Origin of the sequence: Blastopirellula marina (assembly GCF_002967765.1) — a bacterium.
Lineage (GTDB): Bacteria > Planctomycetota > Planctomycetia > Pirellulales > Pirellulaceae > Bremerella > Bremerella marina_A.
Genome location: NZ_PUHY01000015.1, coordinates 364,365 through 387,102 on the forward strand (window position 1 = coordinate 364,365; position 22,738 = coordinate 387,102).

Consider the following 22,738-nt stretch of genomic DNA (forward strand, 5'->3'; position numbering starts at 1 on the left):
CACGCTGCCATGCGTCCGGCTAAAATTTGGTCGAAAAAATGTTCGATAAAGTCGCTGTAGCCCGTCGTGACTCGCAACTAAGAACGTGGAAAGTATCGTCCCGTAAGTCTATGAATTGCGAGACGGAATCGGCCATTAGTGAAGTCGAATAGGCCAGGCTACCCACGCCGTAAACAGCGACCTACGCTTGCGAGGGAACCTGATGGAATGAAAACCGAATGTCAGGTAAAACAACACGCATCCCAATAGTCGATAACGTATTTATTCCCCAGTCATGCAAGCTACAGATCGCGTCCGTTTGACGCTGCCAATTCTGTGCGCATTACGTTGATGAGTTCGTTTCGTGGATGGGAACCGGTCAAATGAATTGGCTACTTCAACTCGCTGAGACTAATCCAACTGCCCAGGCGTTTGCCGTCATCTCTTTGGTGTGCATGTTGGGAATGATCCTGGGAAGTGTTCGCTTCAAAGGAATTGGGTTGGGGACCTCAGGCGTTCTCTTCGCTGGCATCATCGTTGGCAACTTCAGCAAACCAATTGATCACGAGACGCTCGACTTCCTGAAGGAGTTGGGACTTGTCTTATTCGTTTTTTGTATCGGACTTCAATTGGGCCCAGGCTTTTTTGCCTCGTTGCGAAAAATGGGGCTGCAACTAAATTTGTTGGCGGCAAGTATCGTTGGGCTTGGTGCGGCGGTAGCCGTTGGGCTTGGCTGGCTAATGGGGTTGGATCACGCGGCAGTGCTGGGTTTGTTTTCCGGAGCGACGACCAATACGCCTTCGCTGGGTGCCGCTCAGCAAACGCTAACGGGTATGGAAAACGTTCCGCCCGAGGAAATGGTTCTGCCTGCGATGGCTTACGCGGTCGCGTATCCGTTTGCCGTTGTGGGGATTATCGGGACATTGCTGGTCTTGAAGAGTAGCTTTAAGATCGATCCCGAAGCAGAAGCGAAAGAGTTCGAGAGTGCGAATGCGAACAAATCTGATCCTCTCGTTCGGCGAACGTTTATCATCGATAACCCCAATCTGGAAGGCGTTGCGATCGGAGCCGTTCCTGGTCGAATCGAAAGCCCGGTGACGGTTTCTCGTATTCGCCGATCGCAGCATTCCGAGATTGAAATCGCGACAAGCAGCACGACTCTCAGTCAGGGCGACACCATCCTGGCGGTCGGAACGCGTGAACATTTAGATCAGTATCAACGCGTAGTTGGACATGCGATTAACGAAGACTTGGCGACCATGCCGGGCAAAGTGGAATACCGCAAGGTGATTGTCACCAATTCGGAAGTACTCGGCAAAACGATCGAGCAATTAGGGCTTGAGCAAAAGCACGGAGTGGTTGTCACGCGTATCATTCGCGGTGACTTGGAACTGACGCCGGATCGTGAGTTGCGATTTAAATTTGGCGATGGCGTGCGTTTAGTTGGTCGGAAGGAAGATCTCAAGCGCGCGAGTAACTTGCTGGGCAATTCGGTTAACGCATTGAATGCGACGCATTTCGTTCCCTTTTTCGCAGGAATCGCGGCTGGGATTGCGCTGGGAACGATGCCCATCAACGTTCCCGGCCTGCCTGAGCCGCTGCGGCTGGGGCTTGCCGGCGGCCCGTTGCTCGTCGCAATCCTGGTTGGTCGATTAGGGCAGATCGGACCGCTGGTCTGGCACATGCCACGTAATGCCAACTTGGCGATCCGCGAGTTTGGTATCGCATTGTTCTTTGCGAGTGTCGGCTTGATGGCAGGACCGAAGTTCTTTGGGATTGTCTTTAGCTCGATCGGTTTACAGTGGCTCTTCGCTGGGGCGCTCGTGACCTTGATTCCGCTGGTGACGGTAGGGTTGTTCTCGCGGCTGGTCCTGCGGATGAACTTCGTCGCGATATCAGGTTTGTTCGCTGGCAGTATGACCGATCCACCTGCGTTGACCTTTGCCACCAACATTTGTCAGGCCGAGTCGCCGGCGGTGACCTATGCGGCTGTTTACCCGCTGACGATGGTCTTGCGAATCATGACCGTGCAGATCCTGGCCGTGCTCTTCTTTGGTTAGCGATTAGCCGGTTAGCGTAATGCGCATAAAAAAAAGCCTGAGACCACTTCGTCTCAGGCTTTTTGAATTGAGTGGAGGATAACGGGATCGAACCGATGACCTCTTGCATGCCATGCAAGCGCTCTCCCAGCTGAGCTAATCCCCCGTGCTAGGGGCATCGATCGAGCTCCTGTTCGGCGTTACGATCGATGCGTTTTACCTTATCGGCAATAAGTGCCGTCAGGTGAAGGGTTAAAGTTACCAATCTGGTTTTCGCCTGTCAATAAGTGGTAACGAGAGTTTCGTCGTAAGTTACACTTGAGATACGCTTTCCGCCGATTTCTTAGCGGACACGTGCCCTTTTCTGGGCGGATAACCGAGTGGTATGGAATCAATCTGCGTGAAAAAACACCTTCTCACTTTACTACGTTTTTTGGTACCCGGAGCGATCCTTGCCTACCTGTTATGGACGATCGGCAGCGATCCCGAAAACCTGGATGCGGTTCGTCAGATCTTTAGTGGTAAGACTCATTGGACTAGTGTTGGGTTCGCGTTCGGATGTGCGTTGGCTGCCCTTTCGCTGACCTTTTTGCGCTGGTATCTGTTGGTCATTTCGGTGGGAATCTCGTTCAATTTAAAAGATGCTTTCCGACTTGGTTTCCTCGGATACATGCTCAACTTTGTCGGCCTGGGCGGCGTCGGTGGCGATTTGTTCAAAGGCTTCATGCTGGCCAAAGCAAATCCCGAGAAAAGGCCGGAAGCCGTGTCAACGATTTTTATGGATCGACTGATTGGGCTCTACGCTCTGTTTGTCGTGACATCTCTTGCCGCGTTGAGTTTAGATTTAGAGAGTGCCACGCCTGCAATTCGGACAATGGTTTATTTCGTCCATGGCGCGTCTTTCGCTGGGCTGATTGGTTTGACGATCGCGGTGCTGCCAGGATTTTCGCGTGGGTCGCTGCGTGAGTTCCTGGAATCGATCCCGAAGCTAGGCGGCATCTTCAAACGAGTTTTCTCGGCAATTGGAATGTACCGTCGCCGTCCCAGATACTTGGCGATCATCGCCGTGTTGAGCCTGGGTGTGCACTCGCTGTTTTCCTTAGCGGCCTATTTCCTGGCGGCTGGATTGTTTGGGGTTCACCCAAGCGTGTTCGAGATGATGATCATCACGCCGCTGGCAATGGTCTTCGCAGCGATTCCGATCTCGCCGGGTGGGATGGGAACGCTCGAGTTGGCATTCACCGAACTTTACACAAGTGTGCCGGCGGAAGAGATGACACGAGCCAGTGCGATTACCGTTGCGTTAGGCTTTCGCGTACTGACGATTGGCTTGGCATTTATCGGAGCGATCTTCTACTGGACCAATCGCGCTACCGTGGATCAAACGATGGCAGAAGTTAACGCTGAAGAGGAGACGCTGGAGCACCTGGCCGAGGAATCCGACGAATCATTTGAGCGGACTGTGCGGCTGGAGCCTCACTGATTGGTTCGCCATCGATCTCGATGCGAGCGTCCTTCTGATAGGTTGCCGGAGCCGTGTTCTCTAACAAAGTGCTGTCCAAAACGGTCGTCTTAGAAAAGCCTTCGCCACGGAGCTGAACCGTGGCGTTATCGCCCAGCAGCGAGCGACTGATTGTGACTTTCGAGGCACCACCCACCGACACGCCGCTGCGGCCGTTGCCGCGCGAAGTGATTGAAACTAACTCGGTGTTGTAACAATTGCTGTGGGCGTTGATGCCGTCGAGTTGGAAGCCTTGTACGGTAAGATCGACGATCTGCACGTTACGGACTTCGTACAGTGTGATACCGGTTCGATGAGCCGTGTAAGTGATTCGGTAATTGCCTGGATCGACGTCTTTTTCAGAGCAGAAGAAGATCATTCCGTCGACCAAGTCCCAGGTCATCGGCTCGAGCTTGTCGAGCTGATTACGGCTTTCGACTTTGATCCGCTTAGCCGGTTTACCGTCCAAGTAGAGTTGTTGATATTGCTTGTAGGTTGGGGCGAAGCAGTAAACGTCCCCTTGCACGAATTTCCAATCTTCGATCTGGATTGGCGCCGTTCCATCGAGGACTGCTCCGTTGCCTTGAATGATGAAGGGAGCGAAGTCGAAGCCACTATTGTCGCCGCCTTGCAGCGAGATCGATTCCTTGTAGGGAACTCCGGTGTTGGTCAAGATGATCCGATCACCTTTGCGCGCGATTCGCAGTGCTTTGGCGATTGTCGAAATGGGGCCGCCAGATCCCTCAGATATCGAATTCGTGCGGCCTGTGTTGCGATCGTCGCCGCTGACGTTATTCACAAAGATATCACCGCCGCGTGCATTCGATGCGGAGAAGACCAGCAGTAAGACAAGGGCGAAACGTCGCATGGAAATCCACTTAATTGATGTAATCGTCAAAGTCGGCACAGTTTTCACCACCATCATGGCGTGCTAGCGACTGCTTTACCAGGGTGTTTGTCCATTTAAATGGCTAAAACCAAACGCGTAGGCCCGAAACAAATCCATTGAGTTCGACCCCCTCGAGGTTGGTGTACTGGTACCCTGAGTAGGCTTCCAGTCGTTTCCAATGCACACCCAGAGTCGAACGAAATCGAAACAAGTCGGCGGACCCCACTTTTCCGAGGTCGAGTTCTGTCGACCAGATCCAAGGCTTGCCGATGTAGGCGTCGTAGCTTCCGGTAAAGTTGATGCCCGCCTCCGAGCCGTTAGTATCGGCCAAGATATTGGCACCTAAGCCAAATCGAAGTTGGCCGTGATATCCTTGGTAATAACGCAGTGTGACGTTGATATCTCCGAGCGTTAGCTGATCGGTCCCGCCGCCAGGAACGTTCTCGAAGTACTCGTCCCACTGCGTATCGAGCCCCCAACGACGATTCCCTTCGACCAACAACTTTGTGCCGATTCGGGAAAGGCGAGAAAAATCGCTTGCGTATTCGACGGAGGCCCGGACCGATTTGTATTTGCCGACGCCGTACCACTCGTCTCCCATCAGCATGTAGCCGAAGTCGTATTGGTAGGGGTAGTCGGAGAAATAGCCTGGGTGTCCGATAAGGACAATCGTTTCTTCCTGCCCGCTATCGTGGGTGTAGATTACGGAGCGACGCTGCGGGATCGCCGCGTTGGCGGTCGCCAAAGCGCCCAACGCCAGCATTCCGCCAAACAGCTTGATACCTGCGTTACCGAGGTCGTCGTCGCAGTCATCGCAATCACTATGGTGATGCTTCTTTTCGCTCTTTGGCTTTGGGGGATCCGGAGTCGGCGGCGGATCGTCGGTGCGAGTTTCGTTCGCGGCTGACGAAAGTATCCCAGCGGACATGGCAGGTTGGGCGCTGGCATTGACCAGCATGATCAATACGATCAAACCGCTTACCAGTTTCCTTGCCATGATTGATGTCCTTGTGCTCTGGGCGCGCATGCGCGGCCTTCTTGTACGGTAATTACAAGCGCGGCAACGTTACGGAGAAGCGAATTTTGGGTCAAGGTGAATTCGGGTAAACCCATAGTGTCGCTGTTTCCGTCGCCGCTGGAGATCGTGCTCCTTCGTCGCGTGGGAAGTGATAGCCCTGGTAGCGTCCGCAGGCGTTCTCAGTACGATTAAGATTCGACCTCACTTTCTTCAGACCCCACTGCAGTAGATCATGGCACGCGTTCTTATTACCTCGGGCCCGACCCGCCAGTACATTGATCCGGTTCGTTACCTCACCAATGCGTCGAGTGGACGAATGGGGTGTAGCTTGGCAGAAGCTGCGCTGGCGGCCGGCCACGAAGTGGTAATTGTCTCTGGGCCTGTCACGGTAACGTACCCCAGCGAAGCCACGATCAAGTGGGTAACAACCACGGAAGAGATGCTGGAAGTTGCTCGAGAACAATTCGCGACCTGTGATGGGCTGATCGGGGTGGCTGCCCCGTGTGACTATCGCCCTGAGTTCGTTCAGGGGCAAAAGATCAGTAAGACTGGTCAGCCTTTGGTTCTGGAGCTGATCGAAACGCCCGACATTGTTGCTACTTTGGGGGCAGAGAAGGGGAGCCGCTGGGTCGTTGGCTTTGCCTTAGAAACGGAAGATCGTCGTTTCCGCGCTTTGGTAAAACTAGAAAAGAAGAGCTGCAACTTGATGGTGCTCAACGGCCCCGAAGCGATGAACAGCGACGACAACCAGGTTGAAGTTTTGGCAAAAGATGGCACGGTCGTTGCCAGTTTGTCGGGCAGCAAGCCGGAAGTTGCCACCCGAATTATGGAGATCGTCGGAAATCAGCTAATCTACGCGTAAAACGGCGGGAATGCGGGTTGGTTTGCCTTCGCGCGTGATACAAGCGAGCAGTGTACTTCCTTCCACGACCAACTCATCCTCGCGGCGAATCTCGTAGCTTAGCTCGATTCGAGCCCCCTTCGCTTTGACGGTCTTAACCGTTACGAGCAGCAGATCGTCGAATTCCGCGGGCAAGTGATAACGAACTTGGACATCGCGGACAACGAGCAGAAGTCCTTCTTCTTCCATTCTTTTATAGTTGAAACCGCCAGCTCGCAGCATTTCTGTTCGGGCGAGCTCGAAATAGGTGATATAGTTCGCGTGATGGACACGACCCTGGGCGTCCGTTTCCTGATAGCGGACACGGACTTCGATGGTATGTTCTGTCAGCATAAGACGCTTCTAAATTCTCCGTTCTGGTCGCCGGTTTGCGCGGCCCCGACCGGTGGGGGCAATGATTGACCGAAATCTAAGCCTTTTTTATAGTTGCGAGTATTACCCACCAATTTGGTTTTAGCATGATTGGGGCGACATGAGTACGGGAGCCGGCTCCGGTACCAACTTCAGCACGATGCGAGGTCGCGATTACCCCTCGCTCCGACAGTTCACCGTCTTTCTCGAGAACCGTGTCGGACAACTGCTGGAAATTGTACGAAGGTTCGAGGGAAGCAACGTCCGCATTGTTGCCCTTTCTATCAACGACGCCACCGAGTGTTGTTTTGTTCGTTTCCTGCTAAGCGATCCCGAAGGTGGACGCGAGATCTTAGAGCGAGCTGGACTCGCCTTGATCGAGTCCGACCTAATTGGCGTGGAGCTACCGAACGAAAAACAGCCCTTGTTGCGGGTATGCACGGCCCTCCTGCAATCGGAGGTTAATATCGTTCAGGCTTATCCACTGCTATATACTCCGCACAACCGAGCTGCGGTTGCACTGATGGTCGATAACGCTGACATTGCGATGGATACTCTGTTATCGCGTAACTTCCACGTGCTTACCGAAGATGATCTGAAATTCGACGAATAACCGCGCGTGGCGAACAATCGTTAAAATCGCGCTACGCCGAACGGAAGGCAATCTTCTCGGCTTGGTTCCGCTAATCGATTGCCTAAGTGGGGTCGTCGTCATATAGAATTCATTGCACGATGGATGGTCATGGACCGTTCCCTTTCCCTCGCCACTGGACACTGGCAGCCGCATGATTCACGTTCGTGATCTCGTCAAATCGTACGACGATCTCCAACTCGGCAAATTCACGGCAGTGGATCAAATTAGCTTTTTCGCGATGCCTGGCGAGATCTTTGGCTTGTTGGGCCCCAACGGCGCTGGCAAGACGACCGCGCTGCGGATTCTCAGTACGGTGCTCGAGCCCACGTCAGGCACGGTTAAGATTGCCGGCTACGATGTAACTACCGAGCCGGCGATGGTACGGCATCAAATCGGGTTTATGTCTGCCAACACGGCAGTCTACGACCGAATGACCGCCTGGGAAATGGTCGAGTACTTCGGCCAGTTGTACGGCATGCCCAAAGATCAGCTGCGCGAGCGGATGGAGGATTTGTTCCATCGACTCGGCATGCGCGAGATTCGCGACGTCCTCGGCGCGAAGATGTCGACCGGAATGAAGCAAAAGGTGTCCATTGCTCGCGCTCTAATTCATGACCCGCCTGTTTTGATCTTCGACGAACCGACCTTGGGCTTAGATGTCTTCGTCGCTCGTGCCTTGGTGCAATTGATTGCCGAACTACGTGACCAAGGGAAGTGCATTATCTTCTCGTCGCATATCATGCGTGAAGTGGAGAAGTTGTGCGACAAGGTCGCGATCATGAACCGAGGAAAGATCTTGGCTGAGGGAACCATCGAGGAGCTTCGCACGCAGTACGATCAGCCTGACTTGGAAGAGTTGTTCTTCCACTTGATCGGCGAACCGGAAGGAATCGAGAACTAAGGTGATCTTCCACCGCGGGATAATGGAATGAACTGGGACAACGTCAAACTGATCCTGAAACGAGAACTGCGTGACCAGGCGCGTGATCGCCGCACGCTATTTTCCGTGATCGGTTTGCCGGTACTGTTGTATCCGTTGATGGGCTTGATGGTGCTGCAAGTCATGCAGTTTCGCCAAACGCACCCGACACGTTTACAAGTAATTGGCCTATCCGAGCTTCCCGACACACCCGATCTTTTTGTCCCGGTTGAAGCGAAGAGTGAAGGCAATAGCGAGCCTGAAACACACTATGAATTCTCGCCAGAGCTACTAAAAGATGCCGGTGTGACAAGCCGGTTTGAGATTGAAGCCACCCAGGCTTCCATTGATTCTGAGGTGGTCAGCAAGACGGCCAAGGAAACGCTCAACTCTGACGGGTTCGATGCGATCATCTATTTCCCACCCGGTTTCAAGGAACGGTTGGAAAGTTTTCAGAACGAGATGGCCAATGGGGAAGGGGAAACCACGAGTGAGTTTCCTTCGCCGCAGTTGATCAGCAACTCGTCCGAGGAACGCTCGAAACTCGCCGATGTTCGTATGCAGCAAATCTTGCATGCGTGGCGCGAGAGGGTTATCCAGAAGAACCTGGAGGCTAATCACGTCCCAACAGTCATTACCGATCCCTTTAAGATTGGCACGCTCGATCTGTCGGAGAAGCCGCTTGATCAGTCGTCGTACATGTGGGCGAAGATCTTTCCGTTTATTGTCGTGATCTGGGCGTTGACCGGCGCGTTTTACCCGGCAATCGATCTCTGTGCTGGCGAAAAAGAACGGGGCACGCTCGAGACGTTGCTCTCCAGTCCGGCGCTTCGTTCTGAGATTGTGGCCGGAAAGCTGTTAGCCATCATGACATTCAGCATCGCAACCAGTGTGTTGAATCTCATGAGTATGGGCTTTACTGCGAGCTTTGTCATGGGGCAATTTGGCGATGGGGCGATGGCCGGTCGGATCAACTTCGGACCGCCACCGATCTGGTCGCTAGGTTGGCTTTTCCTGGCGCTGATTCCGATGGCCGCACTGTTCAGTGCGTTGGCCCTAGCAATTGCAACGATGGCACGCAGCAGCAAGGAAGGGCAGTACTACCTGCTTCCGCTGCTGATGTTGAACTTGCCTCTCGTCGTTTTGCCCGTGTTGCCAGATACCGAACTGACGTTTGGTACCTCGTTGATTCCGGTCAGCGGGATGTCCTTCCTGCTGAAGTCGTTAATGGAAGGAGACTACCAAACGGCGGCACTGTATACGCTGCCTGTGCTCGGTGTGACCGCGTTCTGTATCTGGGTAGCAATTCGCTGGGCGATCGATCAATTCAATAACGAGTCGGTTTTGTTCCGTGAGAGCGAACGTTTCAGTCTGCAAGCTTGGCTGCGCAAAGTTTGGCGTGATCGTCAAGCGACACCGACAGCGGCTGGTGGGTTTGTGATGGGGATCGTGCTTTTAGCCTTGCCTCACATGCTGGGTAAATATGTCTTTCCGTCTCCTGGAGCTGACGGAAAGTTAGGGACACCGGAACTGATCAAGTACATGCTGATCATTCAAGTCGGTTTGATCTTGCTACCAGTCTTAGTCGCAGCTGCGATCTTCACCCGCAGTATGGCGAGAACATTCTTGCTGCGAATGCCTGATCGACAAATGATGCTCGGAGTCGTGTTGGCTCCGGTGCTGGCGATTTGTCTCCACCCATTTGCACTCTATCTGCGAGGAATTATCCAAAACACGATTCCGATGTCGCAAGATCTGCAGGAGCAATTGCAGAACACGTTGGGTGGCGTCGAGAACTTGCCGATCTGGGCTATCTTCACAATGTTCGCGATCTTGCCGGCGATTTGCGAAGAGTTCGCGTGTCGTGGTTTTATCCTTTCAGGCATGCGACACATCGGCCACAAGTGGGCGGCGATTAGCATCGCGGCGATCTTCTTCGGTTTATTGCATGGCGTGTTGCAGCAATCGATTCCCGCTGTCATCTTCGGTTTGATGATTGGATTTGTCGCCGTACAAACGCGAAGTATCTTGCCAGCGATTTTGTTCCACGCGACCCACAACAGCCTGGTGTTTGCCCAGGGGATGATCGTGAATGACACCATCAAGGACTTTTGGCCGCTCAAGTTTCTGGTCGCCACGGTTACCGATACGCCAGGGGAGGCGGAGTATCATCCAATCTTGGTCGGCCTATGTGCCCTCGGGGCGTTCCTGATTGTGGGCGTCTTGGCGCGAATGCCGGCTGAGCTTTCGGCCGAGGAACGACGTCAGGCCGCGCTCGATCATCAGGGTACATTTCAGAATCAAGTCGGCAAATCGAAAGACGCCAGCCCAGCGGGGTAGCGCCAGCGGCTTAGCCGTGAATAGAAAACTTGTTAAAAAAAGCAGCCGCGTTTTTTGCGACGCGGCTGCTTACTTGCGATTCATCATTAGCGGAAATGTGCCTAGCGCGGTTTCTTTCTATTCCGCCCAAGCTGGGGCCGGTGCCTGGAAGGTGACCATCTCATTGGTTTGCGGATGTCGGAACGTGACTTCCCAGGCATGCAGGCACATCGGTGGTTCGTCGATGCCAAGTGTTTGCTTCTCTTGCATGACGCCTCCTTGTTGGTACATCGGATCACCAACGATCGGGAAGCCTAGATGCCATATGTGCAAACGGATCTGATTCGTGCGGCCAGTTTTCGGCGAGACTTCAAGCAATGCAGTACCATCTTCGAGGCGAGCACGAACGACGAAATCGGTACGAGCCGACTGACCACCTTCTTCCACGCGACGACCGCCGCCCGTTACGCGGGATGTGCCGATCGGCTCTTCGCAAATGAAGGAATCTTCCGTCGGATGACCGTACACGCGGGCCAGATATCGCTTCTCGACGCGGCCTTGTTCAAATTGTGGTTGAACTTGGCGAGCGACAGCGCTCGTTCGTGAAAGCACTGCGACACCGGTCGTGTTGGCATCCAACCGATGGGCGATCCGTAGCTTTTGAGGATGATAAACCTGTTCCAGGAAGCTGATCAGCGAATTCTTGTTAAATCGTCCACAAGGATGCATCGGCAGTGGAGCCGGCTTATTGACCACGACCAGTGCGGTGTCCTCGTACAGAATTTGTAAGTCGGTGCTTACGTCCGGCTCAGTAGTGCCTGGATATCGAAGCTCGAAATGTTGACCAGGCGTCAGTGGAGCGTTGGAATCTACTGCGCGGTATTCGACCAGGCGTTCGTCTTGGTGTTCGACGATCTCCACCATCAGACGCTGGGCCATCATTCGTTCCCAGAAACCTTGCGAGGCAGCCGGCACTTTCTTGGCCAGTACCTCGAAAAGTGTCTTTCCCTTTTGCTCGGACGAAACGTAGAGACGTCGCGTGTTGGTATAAGGGATACTGCCTGGAAGTGGCGTCGTGACCTTCTTGAGTTTCTCTTGCCGGCGAGCAACGACCGCGGCCATTGCTTGCTGGGTCGACTTAAAGCAGTGAGGGCAAGATTGTCCGGGCACGTAAAGTGGTGACTTTTGTTCTTCCGGGGTTAGTGGAGCCTGGCAGGCAAAGCATTGTGCGATCGCCGATTCCTGCAGTTGAGGATCAACGGCGACACGTTGGTCAAAGACGAAGCAGTCTCCTTGGTAGTGATCGCCACCGACCAGCTCAAAGTATTTCAGAATGCCCCCTTCTAACTGATAGACTTCCTGGAAACCCGCCTGCTGCATGAAAGGTCCCGCTTTTTCGCAACGAATTCCGCCAGTGCAAAACATCACCACGGGAGTTTGCTTGGCATCGTCCGGCAGTCCGGAGACCGCTTTCGGGAAATCGCGGAAAGTATCGATGCCGGCTGGGACGGCACCTGCGAAAGTTCCTACCTTTACTTCGTAGTCGTTACGAACGTCGTACAACATCAGTGGCTTCCCATCATCGAGCCACTGTTTGAGTTGTGCGGGCGGAAGCTTAGGAGCCGTGCGTTGGGCTGGCTCGATGCCGTCGATGCCAAACGCAATGATTTCTTTTTTGATTTTCACAAGCATTCGTCGAAATGGCTGGTAGCTAGTGAAGCTTTCTTTCGCTTCCAGCTTTTCCAGACCCGGCACCTGACGCAATTTGTCCAGAAGTTTCTGGACATTCTCATCGGGACCGGCGACGAAGAGGTTGATCCCTTCCGTGCTGAGAAGGATGGTCCCGCGCAGGTCAAGGCGCCGACAGGTCCGACGGAGCGAATCGCGCAGCCGCTTCAGGTCGCTCAGCGGCGCGAAGAGGTACGAAGAGATATTCAGTACGGGCCCAGTATCAGGCAGAACGGTAGTCGTATTCATACCACGAATTATCCGAGGTCACCCAGTTTTCGCAAACAGGGGGAGACAAGCTTATTGTGGTATTTCTTCCAGGGTGACTCGTAAGGGAAGGCCGCCCTTGTCACGCATGATCGGATCGGGACCGCACGAGAGAAGTAGCTCTTGCTTGAGCTCGGCCCCTTCAAGGGTGCCCGACCACAACATACTGCGGCCAGTTTCGTGGGCTTCCAGTGTTAGGTGGTAGCACTTTTCCAGCTCGTAATGAAACACATTACGGATGGAATCAATGACGTAATTAAAAGAATTTAAATCGTCGTTGTGCAAAATTACGCCGAAGGGAGGTTGGCGTTTTGGTCTCGATTGAAGACTTAGCTCTTCAGTGCTCATGGTGTTAAGTTCAAAACGAAAGAAACAAAGAAAGTGTTCCGATCTCCCCCACATATCGTTTTACTTTGCGGGTCGTTCGCTGCCAAAGGATTTTTTTCGCGGGTCTCCGTGAATTGTTATGAAAAAAAGGGCCGGCAACATCGCAATGCGAATATGCCAGGCCCTTTTTCGTCCTCAGCCGCAATCGAATTCAAGTCCGCAGTCTTTCTTTCCACCGGTTACCCGAAGGTCGAAAAACGCGTTGGAAGCGCTATGGGTTGCCGAGAGCGAGTGACGGTCGTGGGGTACCGTGATCGCCGGCTGGTTGTCTGTCTCGTGCTTCCGGGCCGAGGCCATGCAGTGCAAGCACCAACCCTTCGGCGGCAGGGGAGCCTTAGTCGTTCGGGATCATCGAATCGTCGATGACCTGCAACAGCTTCGAGATGCAAAGCTTGTTCATGCTGGTACGACGCGAGTGGGCTTCAACTCGCAACGACTCGTGCAGGCTCTTTGGCAGACGCACGGTAATCACGCGGGTTGGCTCTTTCGATTCGTTCTGAACGTTGGTGCGTTCACGCAGCTTGACGATCATCAGCTGGATTTCGCCGTACTCGTCCGACTGCTCGAACTTGGTGAACTCTTCCGGTTGTGGGAACAAGCGATGGATAACACCTTCGACGCCCATGATCTCACGGAAGAAGGTAACCCAATCAGGCACGCCACGGAAAAAGTCACGAGCGATGCGGACGACTTCAGCCTTCTTCTCGTCGAAGGTGGCGGTCGGAGCAACGTTCATCGCTGGACCAGCCGGAGCGGCCGGTTGAACAGGTGCCTGAGGCGTACCGGTGAAAGTCGGGCGAGCCGAAGCATAGCTGCCTTCGGTAGCTTGCGGCTGTGGCTGCGAAGTGTGATATGGCTGTTGTCCGCTTTGCTGCGGTGGGAATGTGGTGCTTGGGAAAACGGGTCGCGCCGCTGGCTGAGGCGTCTGCGGATACGAGTTAGTGCCTTGGTTGAACTGCGACATGGGGAGGCTCCTTCCTGGAAACGACTGAGGACAAAGTCACCGTCGTGGCTTGTTTGGCCACGCGATGTGTAACGGTATGCCAGAATCCTGTGACTTGAGTCAAGAGCAGCGTAGAAGTGACTGCAATGCAAGCACTTAGAGCTACTAGCAGTGCCTGCACGATTCGCTTGCAGTGACGCAACTTTTTTAGGCACGAAGGTCTCTGCCTAATTGTTAGGCAGTGTCGAAAGTCGCATCGGCCTAGTTGTCTTCCGAAGGCGGGCAAATTTTCTCGGAAATAGTTCAAATAGTTTCGCGCATGGTGGTTTAGATAAGGTGCTAGCGTAAAAAAGCCCCGGCGGAAGATTCCGTCGGGGCATGATTCAATCGAGATAGATCGGTTGGCTTAGGCCGATAGCTTTTCGGCGCAACGTTCTAGGAGCTTGCGGGTCGCAATGATTCCTTCGACTTCGCCGATTCCGCCACCTTCCCACTCGATGCCAACGAAGCCGTGGTAGTTGTGCTTGTTGACGACGATATCCATCATCTTGAAGTAGTCGGTATTCGTTTCGTTGCCTTCGTCGTCAAAGTTGTGCGTCTTTGCACTGACGGCTTTGGCGTATGGCATCAACTCGTCGACACCTTTGTACCGGTCATACATTTCCTCGTTGCTGACACGGAAGTTACCAAAGTCAGGCAGCGTGCCGCAGTTTTCCATGTCAACGGCCTTCATGACGCCGGCCAGCCAGGCACCGTTCGACGAAAGGCCACCATGATTTTCGACAATCACGTTCATATCAAAGCCCTTGGCAAATTCGCTTAATTGGGCCAAGCCGTCGGCGGCTAGTTTCATTTGTTCTTCATAGCTACCGCTGCTGGCTGCATTCACACGGATCGAGTGACAGCCCAGGGTTTTTGCGGCTTCGACCCATTTATGGTGGTTTTCGACGGCTTTCTTACGGGCTGCTTCGTCTGGAGCACCCAATTGACCTTCGCCATCGCACATGATGAGCACTTGCGTCACACCGTTGTCGGCGGCTCGCTTGTTTAATTCAGCCAGGTACTTCTCGTCCTTCGCTTTGTCTTTGAAGAACTGGTTCACGTATTCAATGGCTTCGACGCCACAGGTTTCCTTGGCGGTCTTAGCGAAATCGAGATTGTCGAGCTTGCCACTACGAAGTGTGCGGTGTAACGACCATTCGGCCAGCGAGATCTTGAAAGGAGCAGCCTTTTCAGCGGCAACAAGTTGTGAGCCAAGGGCCAGTCCGGCGCCGGCGGCAGCCATCGATTGAAGGAACTGACGTCGACCGAGATGCATAGGCATGGGTGTAATCCTCAGGTGGGATGAGTGATTTAGTGAACATTTGGCGGCAAGTTGCCTCTACTGTAGTTTAGAAGACGGAATATCCCGCCGCTATTCCTGCGGCCTGATCGAGGGAAAAATAGGTGGCTTGCTGCCGAAAATCTTGCCGTCAGGGGGTATGAATGCACCTTCGCTGATACGCCGAGGGTAGTTAAAATTGAAATAGAAGTCGTCCGAATACCCGCGGCGGCAGAAAATGGTTCCCGTGTCCGAACGAATAACCTTTCGGGGCACAGGTCATAGAAAGGAAAAGCAGGCACCGCTTGTGACAGAACGAGATCGTAAACAGAGCGTCGCTCAGGAAAATGCCATTCTCGTCAAGCTACTGGATCCGCACGTGGATTATTCGGCAGATCCACTGGATGAACTGGATGGATTGGCGACGACGGCTGGCACCACGGTGGTGGGTAAGCTGACTCAGCGACGGGAAAAGCCAGATCCAGGGACCTATCTAGGTAAGGGGAAGATTGAGGAGTTGAAGCTCTGCGCTGATGCGTCGGCAGCCGATGTGATCATCTTCGACAACGAACTGTCCCCTGGGCAGACCCGAAATCTGGAGCGGGAAACCGAGCGAAAGGTCATCGATCGCACCGAGCTAATTCTCGACATTTTCGCCACCCACGCACAAACGCTCGAATCTCGCTTGGCCGTGGAATTGGCTCAACTCGAATACTCGCTACCGCGGCTCAAGCGGATGTGGTCTCACTTGGACCGTATCAAGATGGGCGTCGGTATGCGTGGTCCGGGTGAAAAACAGTTGGAAGTTGACCGACGTTTGGTTGAGAAGCGAATCAAGGATCTGAAGGACGACCTGGAGAAGGTTTCTAAGCGGCGAGAGCGTCAGGTTTCTGCTCGCCGCGAGTCGATGACGATCAGCTTGGTTGGCTACACCAATGCTGGCAAAAGTACGCTCATGAATCGGCTGACTGATGCTCAGGTTTTGTCGGCTGACATGTTGTTCGCGACGCTCGACACGCGAACGCGGCGCTGGCGGCTGCCGCACTGGGGGCCGGTACTTTTGAGCGACACGGTTGGTTTCATTCGTGACCTTCCTCACCGCCTGATTGCCAGCTTTAAAGCAACGCTCGAAGAAGCCAATCAGGCCGACCTTTTGCTGCACGTGGCCGATGCCAGTAACCCGGAAGTCGAGCAGCAAATCGCAGCCGTTTATGACGTACTTGAGGAAATTGGCATTGAGCAGAAAGACACACTGCTGGTGCTTAACAAGATCGATCGGATCGAGGATTCTCGGCGTTTAGAACAACTGCAGGCTCGTTATCCGGGCTCGGTCGCCGTCAGTGCATTTACTGGCGAAGGGAGTGAGCGTCTGGCGATCGCTGTCAGCGACGCTCTTAGTAAATCGTTCTCTGACGTCGAAATTGAAGCCGAGGTTGGGAATGGAAAGTTGGTCGCTTACTTGGCTACCAATGGTGAGATCGTATCGAAGCGATATGGCGATGAGCGGCTCGTCGTGCATTGCCGAATTCCGACCGCCCACCTGGGGCGAATTCAGAACCAGAACCCCGACGTAGTTATCCGTCCTTACGGCGAGGAATCGTCGCCATCGGATGCTGTGGGGGATGTCGCCTGATGCGTCGTCAATTAGACGGTTTGAGGATGCTCGTCACGGGAGCATCCTCGGGAATTGGTCGTGCGATGGCCATTCTTGCGGCAGAGCAGGGGGCCAAGTTGCTGTTAACGGCCCGTCGAGAAGATCGCCTGGAAGAGCTTCTCGAAGTGGTTCATGCCAAGGGTTGCGACGCCACCTATGTGGTCGGCGATATCACCGATCCGGCCCTTCATCAGCGTCTGTTTGAGCGTGTGCAGCATGATCTGAAAGGGCTTGATGTCCTGGTCAATAATGCCGGCATTGGGGCCCATGGGAACTTTGACGAAGCGTCCCCGGAACGGCTTCGCCAATTGATGGAAGTTAACTTCTTCGCGCCGGTCGAATTGACCCGAAAGTTCCTACCGCTTCTGGAGCAGGGAAGAACGCCAGCGATCTGCAATATCTCGTCCATTTTGGGACACCGGGCAGTCCCGGGAAAGAGTGAGTATTGTGCTAGTAAATTCGCCTTGCACGGTTTTAGTGATGCCTTGCGGGCCGAGCTGGCGACTAAGGGAATAGACGTGATTTTGGTCAGTCCCAGCACCACGAGCAGTGAGTTCGGAGCCGCTGTGATCGAGCAGCGAGGTAAGCCGCCGGCAAAAGGAAAATTCGCTCGAACGCCGCACGATGTCGCCAAGGCGGCGCTCAAGGCAATTAAGTCGGGTCGGCACGAAATCATTCCCAGCAAGTCCGGCTACTTGATGGTCTGGATTGATCGTATGTGTCCTTCTTTCGCGGATTGGATGGTGGCTAAATTCGGTTGATTTTGACTAGTCAAAAATATGGCGTTGTTTTGGCTAGTCAAAAAGCTGTCCTGGTGCGTTAATTCTCGAACGAAATACGCTTTTGGTCGGCCGGCTTTCAGCCGCCGCTAGAGCATCCTTCTAGCGCCCTGGCTCGATTACCTGAGTTGGTTTCTTTCGGCTACTTATCGCCACACCGAAATAGTTGTCAGAAGGACTAAGAACAGTTATTCTTAGAGCAGCTCGAAGACACCCTAATTGGGGCGGTAATGTTGGTCATCTCGTGATCGCATGTCGCTTCGGTGTTCATGAGCGGTCCCACCTGCTACTCCGCACGAAACCTCTTGTTCATATAAAGAAGGCTATTCCCTATGACGAATCGCAAGTCTCGACGCGAGTTCTTGGAAAGCTCGATGTTCGCCACCGCGGCTGCCGCGGCTTTCGCTGCTCCGACTTCTTTGCTGGCTGCTGAAGCTAAACAAAGTAAGAGCCCCAATGAAAAGTTGCACGTCGCTGTTGTCGGTTTGAACGGTCGCGGCAACTCTCATATTGGCGGTTTCACCAACCGTGATGACGTGGTGATCACGCACTTGTGCGATTGTGATTCGAAGTTCGGCGAGAGCAAAGCCGAAGGGGTCGCCAAGCGACAGGATGGTCACAAGCCAAAGTTCATCCAAGACGTTCGCAAGTTGCTCGAAGAACCCGGCATCGATATCGTCAGCATCGCGACGCCCAACCACACCCACTCGCTGTTGGCTATCTGGGCCCTGCAGGCTGGCAAAGACGTCTACGTCGAGAAGCCAGTCAGTCACAACGTGAGCGAAGGTGCTCGCGTGGTTGAAGCTGCTGAAAAGTACGATCGCATTTGCCAGGCTGGTACCCAAAGCCGATCGAACCCAGGCATGCGGGAAGCCATGGAATTCGTTCATAGCGGCAAAATCGGCGACATCAAAGTCGCTCGCGGTCTTTGCTACAAGCCGCGTAAGAGCATCGGTCCAAAGGGTGTGTATCAACCGCCAAAGACGGTTGATTACAGCTTGTGGCTTGGCCCAGCTCAGATGCAAGACGTGACCCGTCCTCAGTTCCACTATGATTGGCACTGGCAGATGCCGTTTGGTAACGGCGACTTGGGTAACCAGGGTATCCACCAGATGGACCTGGCTCGCTGGGGGCTTGGTGTTAACGAGCTGAGCAAGAACGTCATCAGCTACGGTGGTCGTTTCGGATATGAAGATGCCGGCGATACACCAAACACCCAGGTCGTTGTGCACGATTACGGCGATAAGTCGCTCGTGTTCGAGGTGCGTGGTTTGGTCTACGACAAGAAGTTGAAGGAAAGCAGCGTCAGCTACAAAGGTTCGCGTATCGGTGTGATCTTTGAAGGAACCGATGGCTACTTGGTCATGACGACTTACCACTCGGGTACCGCGTTCGATAAAGATGGCAACAAGATCCGCGATTTCAATGGTGGTAACGATCAGTATCACTACAACAACTTCGTGGAAGCCGTTCGCAGCCGTAAGGCCGAAGACCTCAACGGTCACATCCAGGAAGGTCACCTTTCCAGTGCTTTGTGTCACACCGGTCTGATTTCGTACCAACTGGGCGAACAGGTCTCGAAGCAAGAATGCCTCGATCGAATGAAAGACATCAAGACCACGGAAGACGTCAGTGCGACTATGGCACGTGTCCAGGATCACCTGATGGACAACGGCGTAAATCTGGACAAAGAAGGTGTCCAACTCGGCCCGATGCTCGCATTCGATCCGAAGACCGAAACGTTCACCGACAGCGAAGCCGCCAACGGTCTGCTGACTCGTGAATATCGTAAGGGCTTCGAAGTCCCGGCCAAGGGCCAGGTCTAATCGGGCACTTGCCTGCTTCAGCAATCTGAAATGAGAGAACGCCGAGCTTCATCGCTCGGTGTTTTCGTTTCTTGGCGTTCGCTTGTGGGAAGCTTAAGTCGTCAGGCAAACGATCGCTATAATGGGCCGGATGAAAGAATCCGCAAGCAAGCCTGAGTTTGAAATCCTGTATGAAAAAGGTCCCTGCATCTGCGTGCAGAAAAAGGCAGGCTTGCTAACGCAGGCCCCTCCCGGGATCGACAACCTCGAGGATCAGCTGCGCGAATTCTGTAAACGGCGTGAAGGGAAGACCGGTAATATCTACTTGGCGATCATTCACCGCCTGGATCGCCCCGTCTCGGGAGCGATTGTGTTTTGTCGGAATGTGCGGGCCGCCCAGCGTCTAGCGGCCCAGTTTCGTGAACGTACCGTGCAGAAGAAGTACTGGGCCATCGTGGAAGGTGGCCCGGGTGAGGATCATGGCGAGTGGAACGACTTCGTCCGCAAGATCCCGGACGTTGCCCAAGGAGAGGTTGTCGATTCATCTGCTGAGGGAGCAAAGCACGCTGAGCTGGCATACCAGGTACTAGCGCGAAGCGATCATCATTGCTTACTAGAAATCGAATTGTTGACCGGGCGATATCACCAGATTCGATTACAGTGCGCGGTGCGTGGCTATCCGGTTGTCGGCGATCAATTGTACGGAGCGAGCGAGTTGTTCGGCCCAGAGGTGGAAGACCCCCGGCATCATCATATTGCGCTGCATGCTCGGCAATTGTCGTTTCGTCACCCGATGGTCGATGAAATGGTGGACATCACGGCGCCATTGTCCGATGCTTGGAACGAGTCCCCGGTTTGGCAGCAATTTCGCACGCAACTCAACAAGGAGTTCGCACCATGATCTGGAAATATCGCGTCGGCTGGGTATTTACGATTTGCGGGCTGCCGATCCAAGATGCCACTTTGATGGTGGAAGATGGCGAAATTGTCGCAATCGAAGAGTCGGCAATTTGGCCTGACGCAATTGATCTACGCGAGTGGTCCGTGATGCCAGCGCTGATCAATGCTCACACGCACTTGGAATTCAGCAAGCTGAAGTATCCGCTTGGTACTCAAGGCATGTCGTTCCCACAGTGGATTACCGAGGTCATTCGCTACCGACAAGGATTCGGCGACAATATCGGCGTCGAGAAAGCTCAGGCAGTTCAAAAGGGTTTGCGCGAATCGGCGAAGTATGGTGTGGGTGTTGTCGGTGAAATTGCCACGCTCCCGCTAACCGAAGCGTCTTATGATCATTCCAGCGTACACATAGTCTCGCTCTTGGAAGTATTAGGGCTCGATCCCGAACGTGTTGCTGAGCGTCTGGCCCAAGCCGAGGAGCATGCAATCTATCCATGGTCTCTTAGCAATATCTCGCCAGGCCTAAGTCCTCATGCTCCTTACACGGTGCGGATGGATGTGGTGCAACATTGCGTCGCGCTCTCTGCCGCTCAGCAGTTGCCGATTGCCATGCATCTTGCTGAGACGATGGAAGAATTAGAACTGATTGAAGAAGGGAGCGGTCCCTTCCGGACGATGCTCGAGAACATGGGCCTGTTTAGTCCAGCCGACTTTCCTGGTGGCAAACGCGTGCTCGGCTATCTCAAGCAGCTATCTCAGGCCTATCGGGCGCTGGTCGTCCATGGGAATTACCTCCATGAGACCGAGATTGCTTTCCTGGCCAAGCATGCCGAAACGATGTCGGTTTGCTATTGCCCGCGAACTCATGCTTACTTCCATCACGATCAACATCCGATTGAAGAGCTCTTGGCTCAGGGAGTATCCGTTGTGTTAGGAACCGACTCGCGGGCCTCAAACCCCGATTTGAATTTATGGAAAGAGGTTCAGCATGTTCAAAAGGAGTTTCCCGACATCCCTGACGAACAGTTGCTGGGGATGGTGACCAAGGACGCTGCGTTTGCCCTGGGCGTGGAAGACTCGTTTGGAACGATTGAGCCTGGTCGGCGTGCGTTGGTTGCCGCTTTCCCGATTCCAGGGGATGGTCCCGATGTGCTGACCGAGATGCTGGCTGGTCAGCCTAGGCTGTGGAATCTTGGGAACGGACTATCGGAGGTGGACCTTGCCACTACCTGAGGTGACCTTGCCGATCTCGAACACGTCGCAGCCTCCTTCGGCTAACATCTTCTGGACGCTCGCCGCGTAATAATTGCTGACGATCACTACCAGGCCGATGCCCATGTTGAAGACGCGCGCCATTTCTTCGTCTTCAATCTCGCCCAATTGCTGCAACCAAGGAAAGACCGGTAGGTCTGGCCAGCTTCCTTTTTTGATTTCGACGTCGACACCTTTCGGCAGAATGCGCTCCAGGTTTTCCTGCAGGCCGCCGCCGGTAATATGAGCGATTCCGTGGACTACGTTCTTGATCTTGTAGTGCGAAAGCACATTGCGGACAGGTTGGACGTAAATCTTGGTTGGCGTTAGGAGGGTTTCGCCGACCGTGCCGCCCAAAGCTTCAATTTCGTCATCCAGTGCAAGACCGGCGATGTCGAAAACAACTCTCCGCACCAGGCTAAACCCGTTGGAATGAACCCCGCTGGAAGAAAGACCGAGGACGACATCGCCTTCACCAATCGCTTTGCCATCGATCAGATGTTTGCGATCGGCCACACCCACGCAGAAACCGGCCATGTCGTAGTCGCCGACCTTATATAGGTCAGGCATGATGGCCGTTTCTCCACCAATCAGTGCTGAATCACTTTCAACGCACCCGTTCGTGATACCAGTAACGAGTTGTTCCAGCAGTTCGGGATCATCCTTTCCCATCGCAATGTAATCGAGAAAGAACAGTGGTTCTGCCCCGCAGCAGATTGCGTCATTCACGCACATGGCGACCAAGTCGATGCCCACGGTATCGTGCTTTCCACTATCGATCGCCAGCTTGATTTTGGTTCCGACGCCATCGGTGCAGGAGATAAGGACGGGGTCCTCATATTTGCGTTTGAAGAGGGCATTGTCGAAATCAAGCTTGAACAGCCCTGCAAACCCCCCATCGAGCTGCATCACTCGCGGGGAAAAGGTTCGCTTGACCAGCCGAGGAAGACGGGACATCGATTCTGCGTAAACGTCTAAATCGACGCCGGCATCTTTATAGGTGGCTTTTGCCATTACTGTCTGCTGAATGGGGCAAAGGAATTACCGCTAGCTTCGATGCCAGATTTTCGAGGGGATAGCGTAAGTTGTCAACGCACCATGCGAAGCAATCGTCAGCACGCGATTCGGAATGAAGCCCCAATGCTCGTCAGCT

19 protein-coding genes and 1 tRNA gene are annotated in these 22,738 nt (G+C 53.9%); 11 read left to right on the plus strand and 9 right to left on the minus strand.

Going from position 1 to position 22,738, the window contains the following annotated elements; all coding sequences use genetic code 11:
* Positions 1-362: 362 nt before the first annotated feature.
* The gene (locus tag C5Y83_RS26010; protein WP_158262525.1) at positions 363-2,039 is read left to right on the plus strand and encodes a putative transporter; all 1,677 of its coding nucleotides are present in this window, start codon (positions 363-365) and stop codon (positions 2,037-2,039) included.
* A gap of 72 nt (positions 2,040-2,111) precedes the next feature.
* Here C5Y83_RS26010 and C5Y83_RS26015 read toward each other — a convergent pair.
* Positions 2,112-2,184 (minus strand) — tRNA-Ala (locus tag C5Y83_RS26015).
* A 234-nt stretch (positions 2,185-2,418) separates the two neighbouring features.
* Here C5Y83_RS26015 and C5Y83_RS26020 point away from each other — a divergent pair.
* The gene (locus tag C5Y83_RS26020) at positions 2,419-3,501 is read left to right on the plus strand and encodes a lysylphosphatidylglycerol synthase transmembrane domain-containing protein (protein WP_158262526.1); all 1,083 of its coding nucleotides are present in this window, start codon (positions 2,419-2,421) and stop codon (positions 3,499-3,501) included.
* Here the strand turns inward: C5Y83_RS26020 and C5Y83_RS26025 are convergent.
* Both C5Y83_RS26025 and C5Y83_RS26030 read right to left on the minus strand, forming a co-directional pair.
* Complete coding sequence (locus tag C5Y83_RS26025) at positions 3,416-4,387, minus strand: right-handed parallel beta-helix repeat-containing protein (protein ID WP_146117930.1); 972 nt, start codon at positions 4,385-4,387, stop codon at positions 3,416-3,418. The genes C5Y83_RS26020 and C5Y83_RS26025 overlap by 86 nt on opposite strands.
* A gap of 103 nt (positions 4,388-4,490) precedes the next feature.
* The gene (locus C5Y83_RS26030; protein ID WP_105332716.1) at positions 4,491-5,405 is read right to left on the minus strand and encodes a hypothetical protein; all 915 of its coding nucleotides are present in this window, start codon (positions 5,403-5,405) and stop codon (positions 4,491-4,493) included.
* A gap of 253 nt (positions 5,406-5,658) precedes the next feature.
* On the opposite strand from C5Y83_RS26030, the gene C5Y83_RS26035 reads away from it, so the two are divergent.
* The gene (locus C5Y83_RS26035; protein ID WP_105332717.1) at positions 5,659-6,288 is read left to right on the plus strand and encodes a phosphopantothenoylcysteine decarboxylase; all 630 of its coding nucleotides are present in this window, start codon (positions 5,659-5,661) and stop codon (positions 6,286-6,288) included.
* Here C5Y83_RS26035 and C5Y83_RS26040 read toward each other — a convergent pair.
* Positions 6,274-6,660: an acyl-CoA thioesterase gene (locus C5Y83_RS26040; protein ID WP_105332718.1), complete on the minus strand. Its 387-nt coding sequence runs from the start codon at positions 6,658-6,660 to the stop codon at positions 6,274-6,276. The two genes, C5Y83_RS26035 and C5Y83_RS26040, sit on opposite strands and share 15 nt — an antisense overlap.
* Positions 6,661-6,799: 139 nt before the next feature.
* Between C5Y83_RS26040 and C5Y83_RS26045 the strand changes: the two genes are divergently transcribed.
* From C5Y83_RS26045 to C5Y83_RS26055, 3 genes are all read left to right on the plus strand, one after another.
* A complete protein-coding gene (locus C5Y83_RS26045) occupies positions 6,800-7,291 on the plus strand; it encodes an acetolactate synthase (RefSeq protein WP_105332719.1) in 492 nt (163 codons plus the stop codon).
* 172 nt (positions 7,292-7,463) lie between these two features.
* On the plus strand, positions 7,464-8,213 hold the full coding sequence (locus C5Y83_RS26050) for an ABC transporter ATP-binding protein (RefSeq protein ID WP_105332720.1): 750 nt from the start codon (positions 7,464-7,466) through the stop codon (positions 8,211-8,213).
* A gap of 27 nt (positions 8,214-8,240) precedes the next feature.
* On the plus strand, positions 8,241-10,571 hold the full coding sequence (locus tag C5Y83_RS26055; RefSeq protein ID WP_105332721.1) for an ABC transporter permease subunit/CPBP intramembrane protease: 2,331 nt from the start codon (positions 8,241-8,243) through the stop codon (positions 10,569-10,571).
* Between the two features lie 117 nt (positions 10,572-10,688).
* Here the strand turns inward: C5Y83_RS26055 and C5Y83_RS26060 are convergent, their stop codons facing one another.
* From C5Y83_RS26060 to C5Y83_RS26075, 4 genes are all read right to left on the minus strand, one after another.
* Entirely contained in the window at positions 10,689-12,527 is a 1,839-nt protein-coding gene (locus C5Y83_RS26060; RefSeq protein ID WP_105332722.1) for a sulfurtransferase, read from the minus strand.
* Positions 12,528-12,578: 51 nt separating this feature from the next.
* Positions 12,579-12,893 (minus strand): ATP-dependent Clp protease adaptor ClpS, encoded by a 315-nt coding sequence (locus C5Y83_RS26065; RefSeq protein ID WP_105332723.1) that lies wholly within the window; start codon positions 12,891-12,893, stop codon positions 12,579-12,581.
* A 373-nt stretch (positions 12,894-13,266) separates the two neighbouring features.
* Positions 13,267-13,896, minus strand: coding sequence for a toxin-antitoxin system HicB family antitoxin (locus C5Y83_RS26070; protein WP_105332724.1), 630 nt, complete (start codon positions 13,894-13,896; stop codon positions 13,267-13,269).
* Between the two features lie 385 nt (positions 13,897-14,281).
* Positions 14,282-15,199, minus strand: a complete 918-nt coding sequence (locus C5Y83_RS26075; RefSeq protein WP_105332725.1) for a sugar phosphate isomerase/epimerase family protein — start codon at positions 15,197-15,199, stop codon at positions 14,282-14,284.
* Positions 15,200-15,503: 304 nt separating this feature from the next.
* Between C5Y83_RS26075 and hflX the strand changes: the two genes are divergently transcribed.
* From hflX to C5Y83_RS26100, 5 genes are all read left to right on the plus strand, one after another.
* Positions 15,504-16,829: a GTPase HflX gene (gene hflX / locus C5Y83_RS26080; RefSeq protein ID WP_409994601.1), complete on the plus strand. Its 1,326-nt coding sequence runs from the start codon at positions 15,504-15,506 to the stop codon at positions 16,827-16,829.
* Positions 16,829-17,611 carry an SDR family NAD(P)-dependent oxidoreductase gene (locus C5Y83_RS26085; protein WP_105332727.1) on the plus strand — a complete coding sequence of 261 codons (783 nt, stop codon included), beginning with the start codon at positions 16,829-16,831 and terminating at the stop codon, positions 17,609-17,611. The genes hflX and C5Y83_RS26085 overlap by 1 nt, the downstream gene beginning before the upstream one ends.
* 350 nt (positions 17,612-17,961) lie before the next feature.
* The gene (locus tag C5Y83_RS26090; protein WP_105332728.1) at positions 17,962-19,455 is read left to right on the plus strand and encodes a Gfo/Idh/MocA family protein; all 1,494 of its coding nucleotides are present in this window, start codon (positions 17,962-17,964) and stop codon (positions 19,453-19,455) included.
* A gap of 130 nt (positions 19,456-19,585) precedes the next feature.
* A complete protein-coding gene (locus C5Y83_RS26095) occupies positions 19,586-20,335 on the plus strand; it encodes an RluA family pseudouridine synthase (RefSeq protein ID WP_158262527.1) in 750 nt (249 codons plus the stop codon).
* Complete coding sequence (locus C5Y83_RS26100; protein ID WP_105332730.1) at positions 20,332-21,567, plus strand: amidohydrolase family protein; 1,236 nt, start codon at positions 20,332-20,334, stop codon at positions 21,565-21,567. Before C5Y83_RS26095 ends, C5Y83_RS26100 begins: the two co-directional genes overlap by 4 nt.
* Here C5Y83_RS26100 and purM read toward each other — a convergent pair.
* Entirely contained in the window at positions 21,538-22,599 is a 1,062-nt protein-coding gene (purM, locus tag C5Y83_RS26105) for a phosphoribosylformylglycinamidine cyclo-ligase (RefSeq protein WP_105332731.1), read from the minus strand. The genes C5Y83_RS26100 and purM overlap by 30 nt on opposite strands.
* Positions 22,600-22,738: the final 139 nt, after the last annotated feature.

What these genes read in the sequence shown, in the direction of transcription:
- C5Y83_RS26010 (WP_158262525.1), top strand. Translation starts at nt 363, where the DNA reads ATGAATTGGCTACTTCAACTCGCTGAGACTAATCCAACTGCCCAGGCG.
- C5Y83_RS26025 (WP_146117930.1), bottom strand. Translation starts at nt 4,387, where the DNA reads ATGCGACGTTTCGCCCTTGTCTTACTGCTGGTCTTCTCCGCATCGAAT.
- C5Y83_RS26030 (WP_105332716.1), bottom strand. Translation starts at nt 5,405, where the DNA reads ATGGCAAGGAAACTGGTAAGCGGTTTGATCGTATTGATCATGCTGGTC.
- C5Y83_RS26035 (WP_105332717.1), top strand. Translation starts at nt 5,659, where the DNA reads ATGGCACGCGTTCTTATTACCTCGGGCCCGACCCGCCAGTACATTGAT.
- C5Y83_RS26040 (WP_105332718.1), bottom strand. Translation starts at nt 6,660, where the DNA reads ATGCTGACAGAACATACCATCGAAGTCCGTGTCCGCTATCAGGAAACG.
- C5Y83_RS26045 (WP_105332719.1), top strand. Translation starts at nt 6,800, where the DNA reads ATGAGTACGGGAGCCGGCTCCGGTACCAACTTCAGCACGATGCGAGGT.
- C5Y83_RS26050 (WP_105332720.1), top strand. Translation starts at nt 7,464, where the DNA reads ATGATTCACGTTCGTGATCTCGTCAAATCGTACGACGATCTCCAACTC.
- C5Y83_RS26055 (WP_105332721.1), top strand. Translation starts at nt 8,241, where the DNA reads ATGAACTGGGACAACGTCAAACTGATCCTGAAACGAGAACTGCGTGAC.
- C5Y83_RS26060 (WP_105332722.1), bottom strand. Translation starts at nt 12,527, where the DNA reads ATGAATACGACTACCGTTCTGCCTGATACTGGGCCCGTACTGAATATC.
- C5Y83_RS26065 (WP_105332723.1), bottom strand. Translation starts at nt 12,893, where the DNA reads ATGAGCACTGAAGAGCTAAGTCTTCAATCGAGACCAAAACGCCAACCT.
- C5Y83_RS26070 (WP_105332724.1), bottom strand. Translation starts at nt 13,896, where the DNA reads ATGTCGCAGTTCAACCAAGGCACTAACTCGTATCCGCAGACGCCTCAG.
- C5Y83_RS26075 (WP_105332725.1), bottom strand. Translation starts at nt 15,199, where the DNA reads ATGCCTATGCATCTCGGTCGACGTCAGTTCCTTCAATCGATGGCTGCC.
- C5Y83_RS26085 (WP_105332727.1), top strand. Translation starts at nt 16,829, where the DNA reads ATGCGTCGTCAATTAGACGGTTTGAGGATGCTCGTCACGGGAGCATCC.
- C5Y83_RS26090 (WP_105332728.1), top strand. Translation starts at nt 17,962, where the DNA reads ATGACGAATCGCAAGTCTCGACGCGAGTTCTTGGAAAGCTCGATGTTC.
- C5Y83_RS26095 (WP_158262527.1), top strand. Translation starts at nt 19,586, where the DNA reads ATGAAAGAATCCGCAAGCAAGCCTGAGTTTGAAATCCTGTATGAAAAA.
- C5Y83_RS26100 (WP_105332730.1), top strand. Translation starts at nt 20,332, where the DNA reads ATGATCTGGAAATATCGCGTCGGCTGGGTATTTACGATTTGCGGGCTG.
- purM (WP_105332731.1), bottom strand. Translation starts at nt 22,599, where the DNA reads ATGGCAAAAGCCACCTATAAAGATGCCGGCGTCGATTTAGACGTTTAC.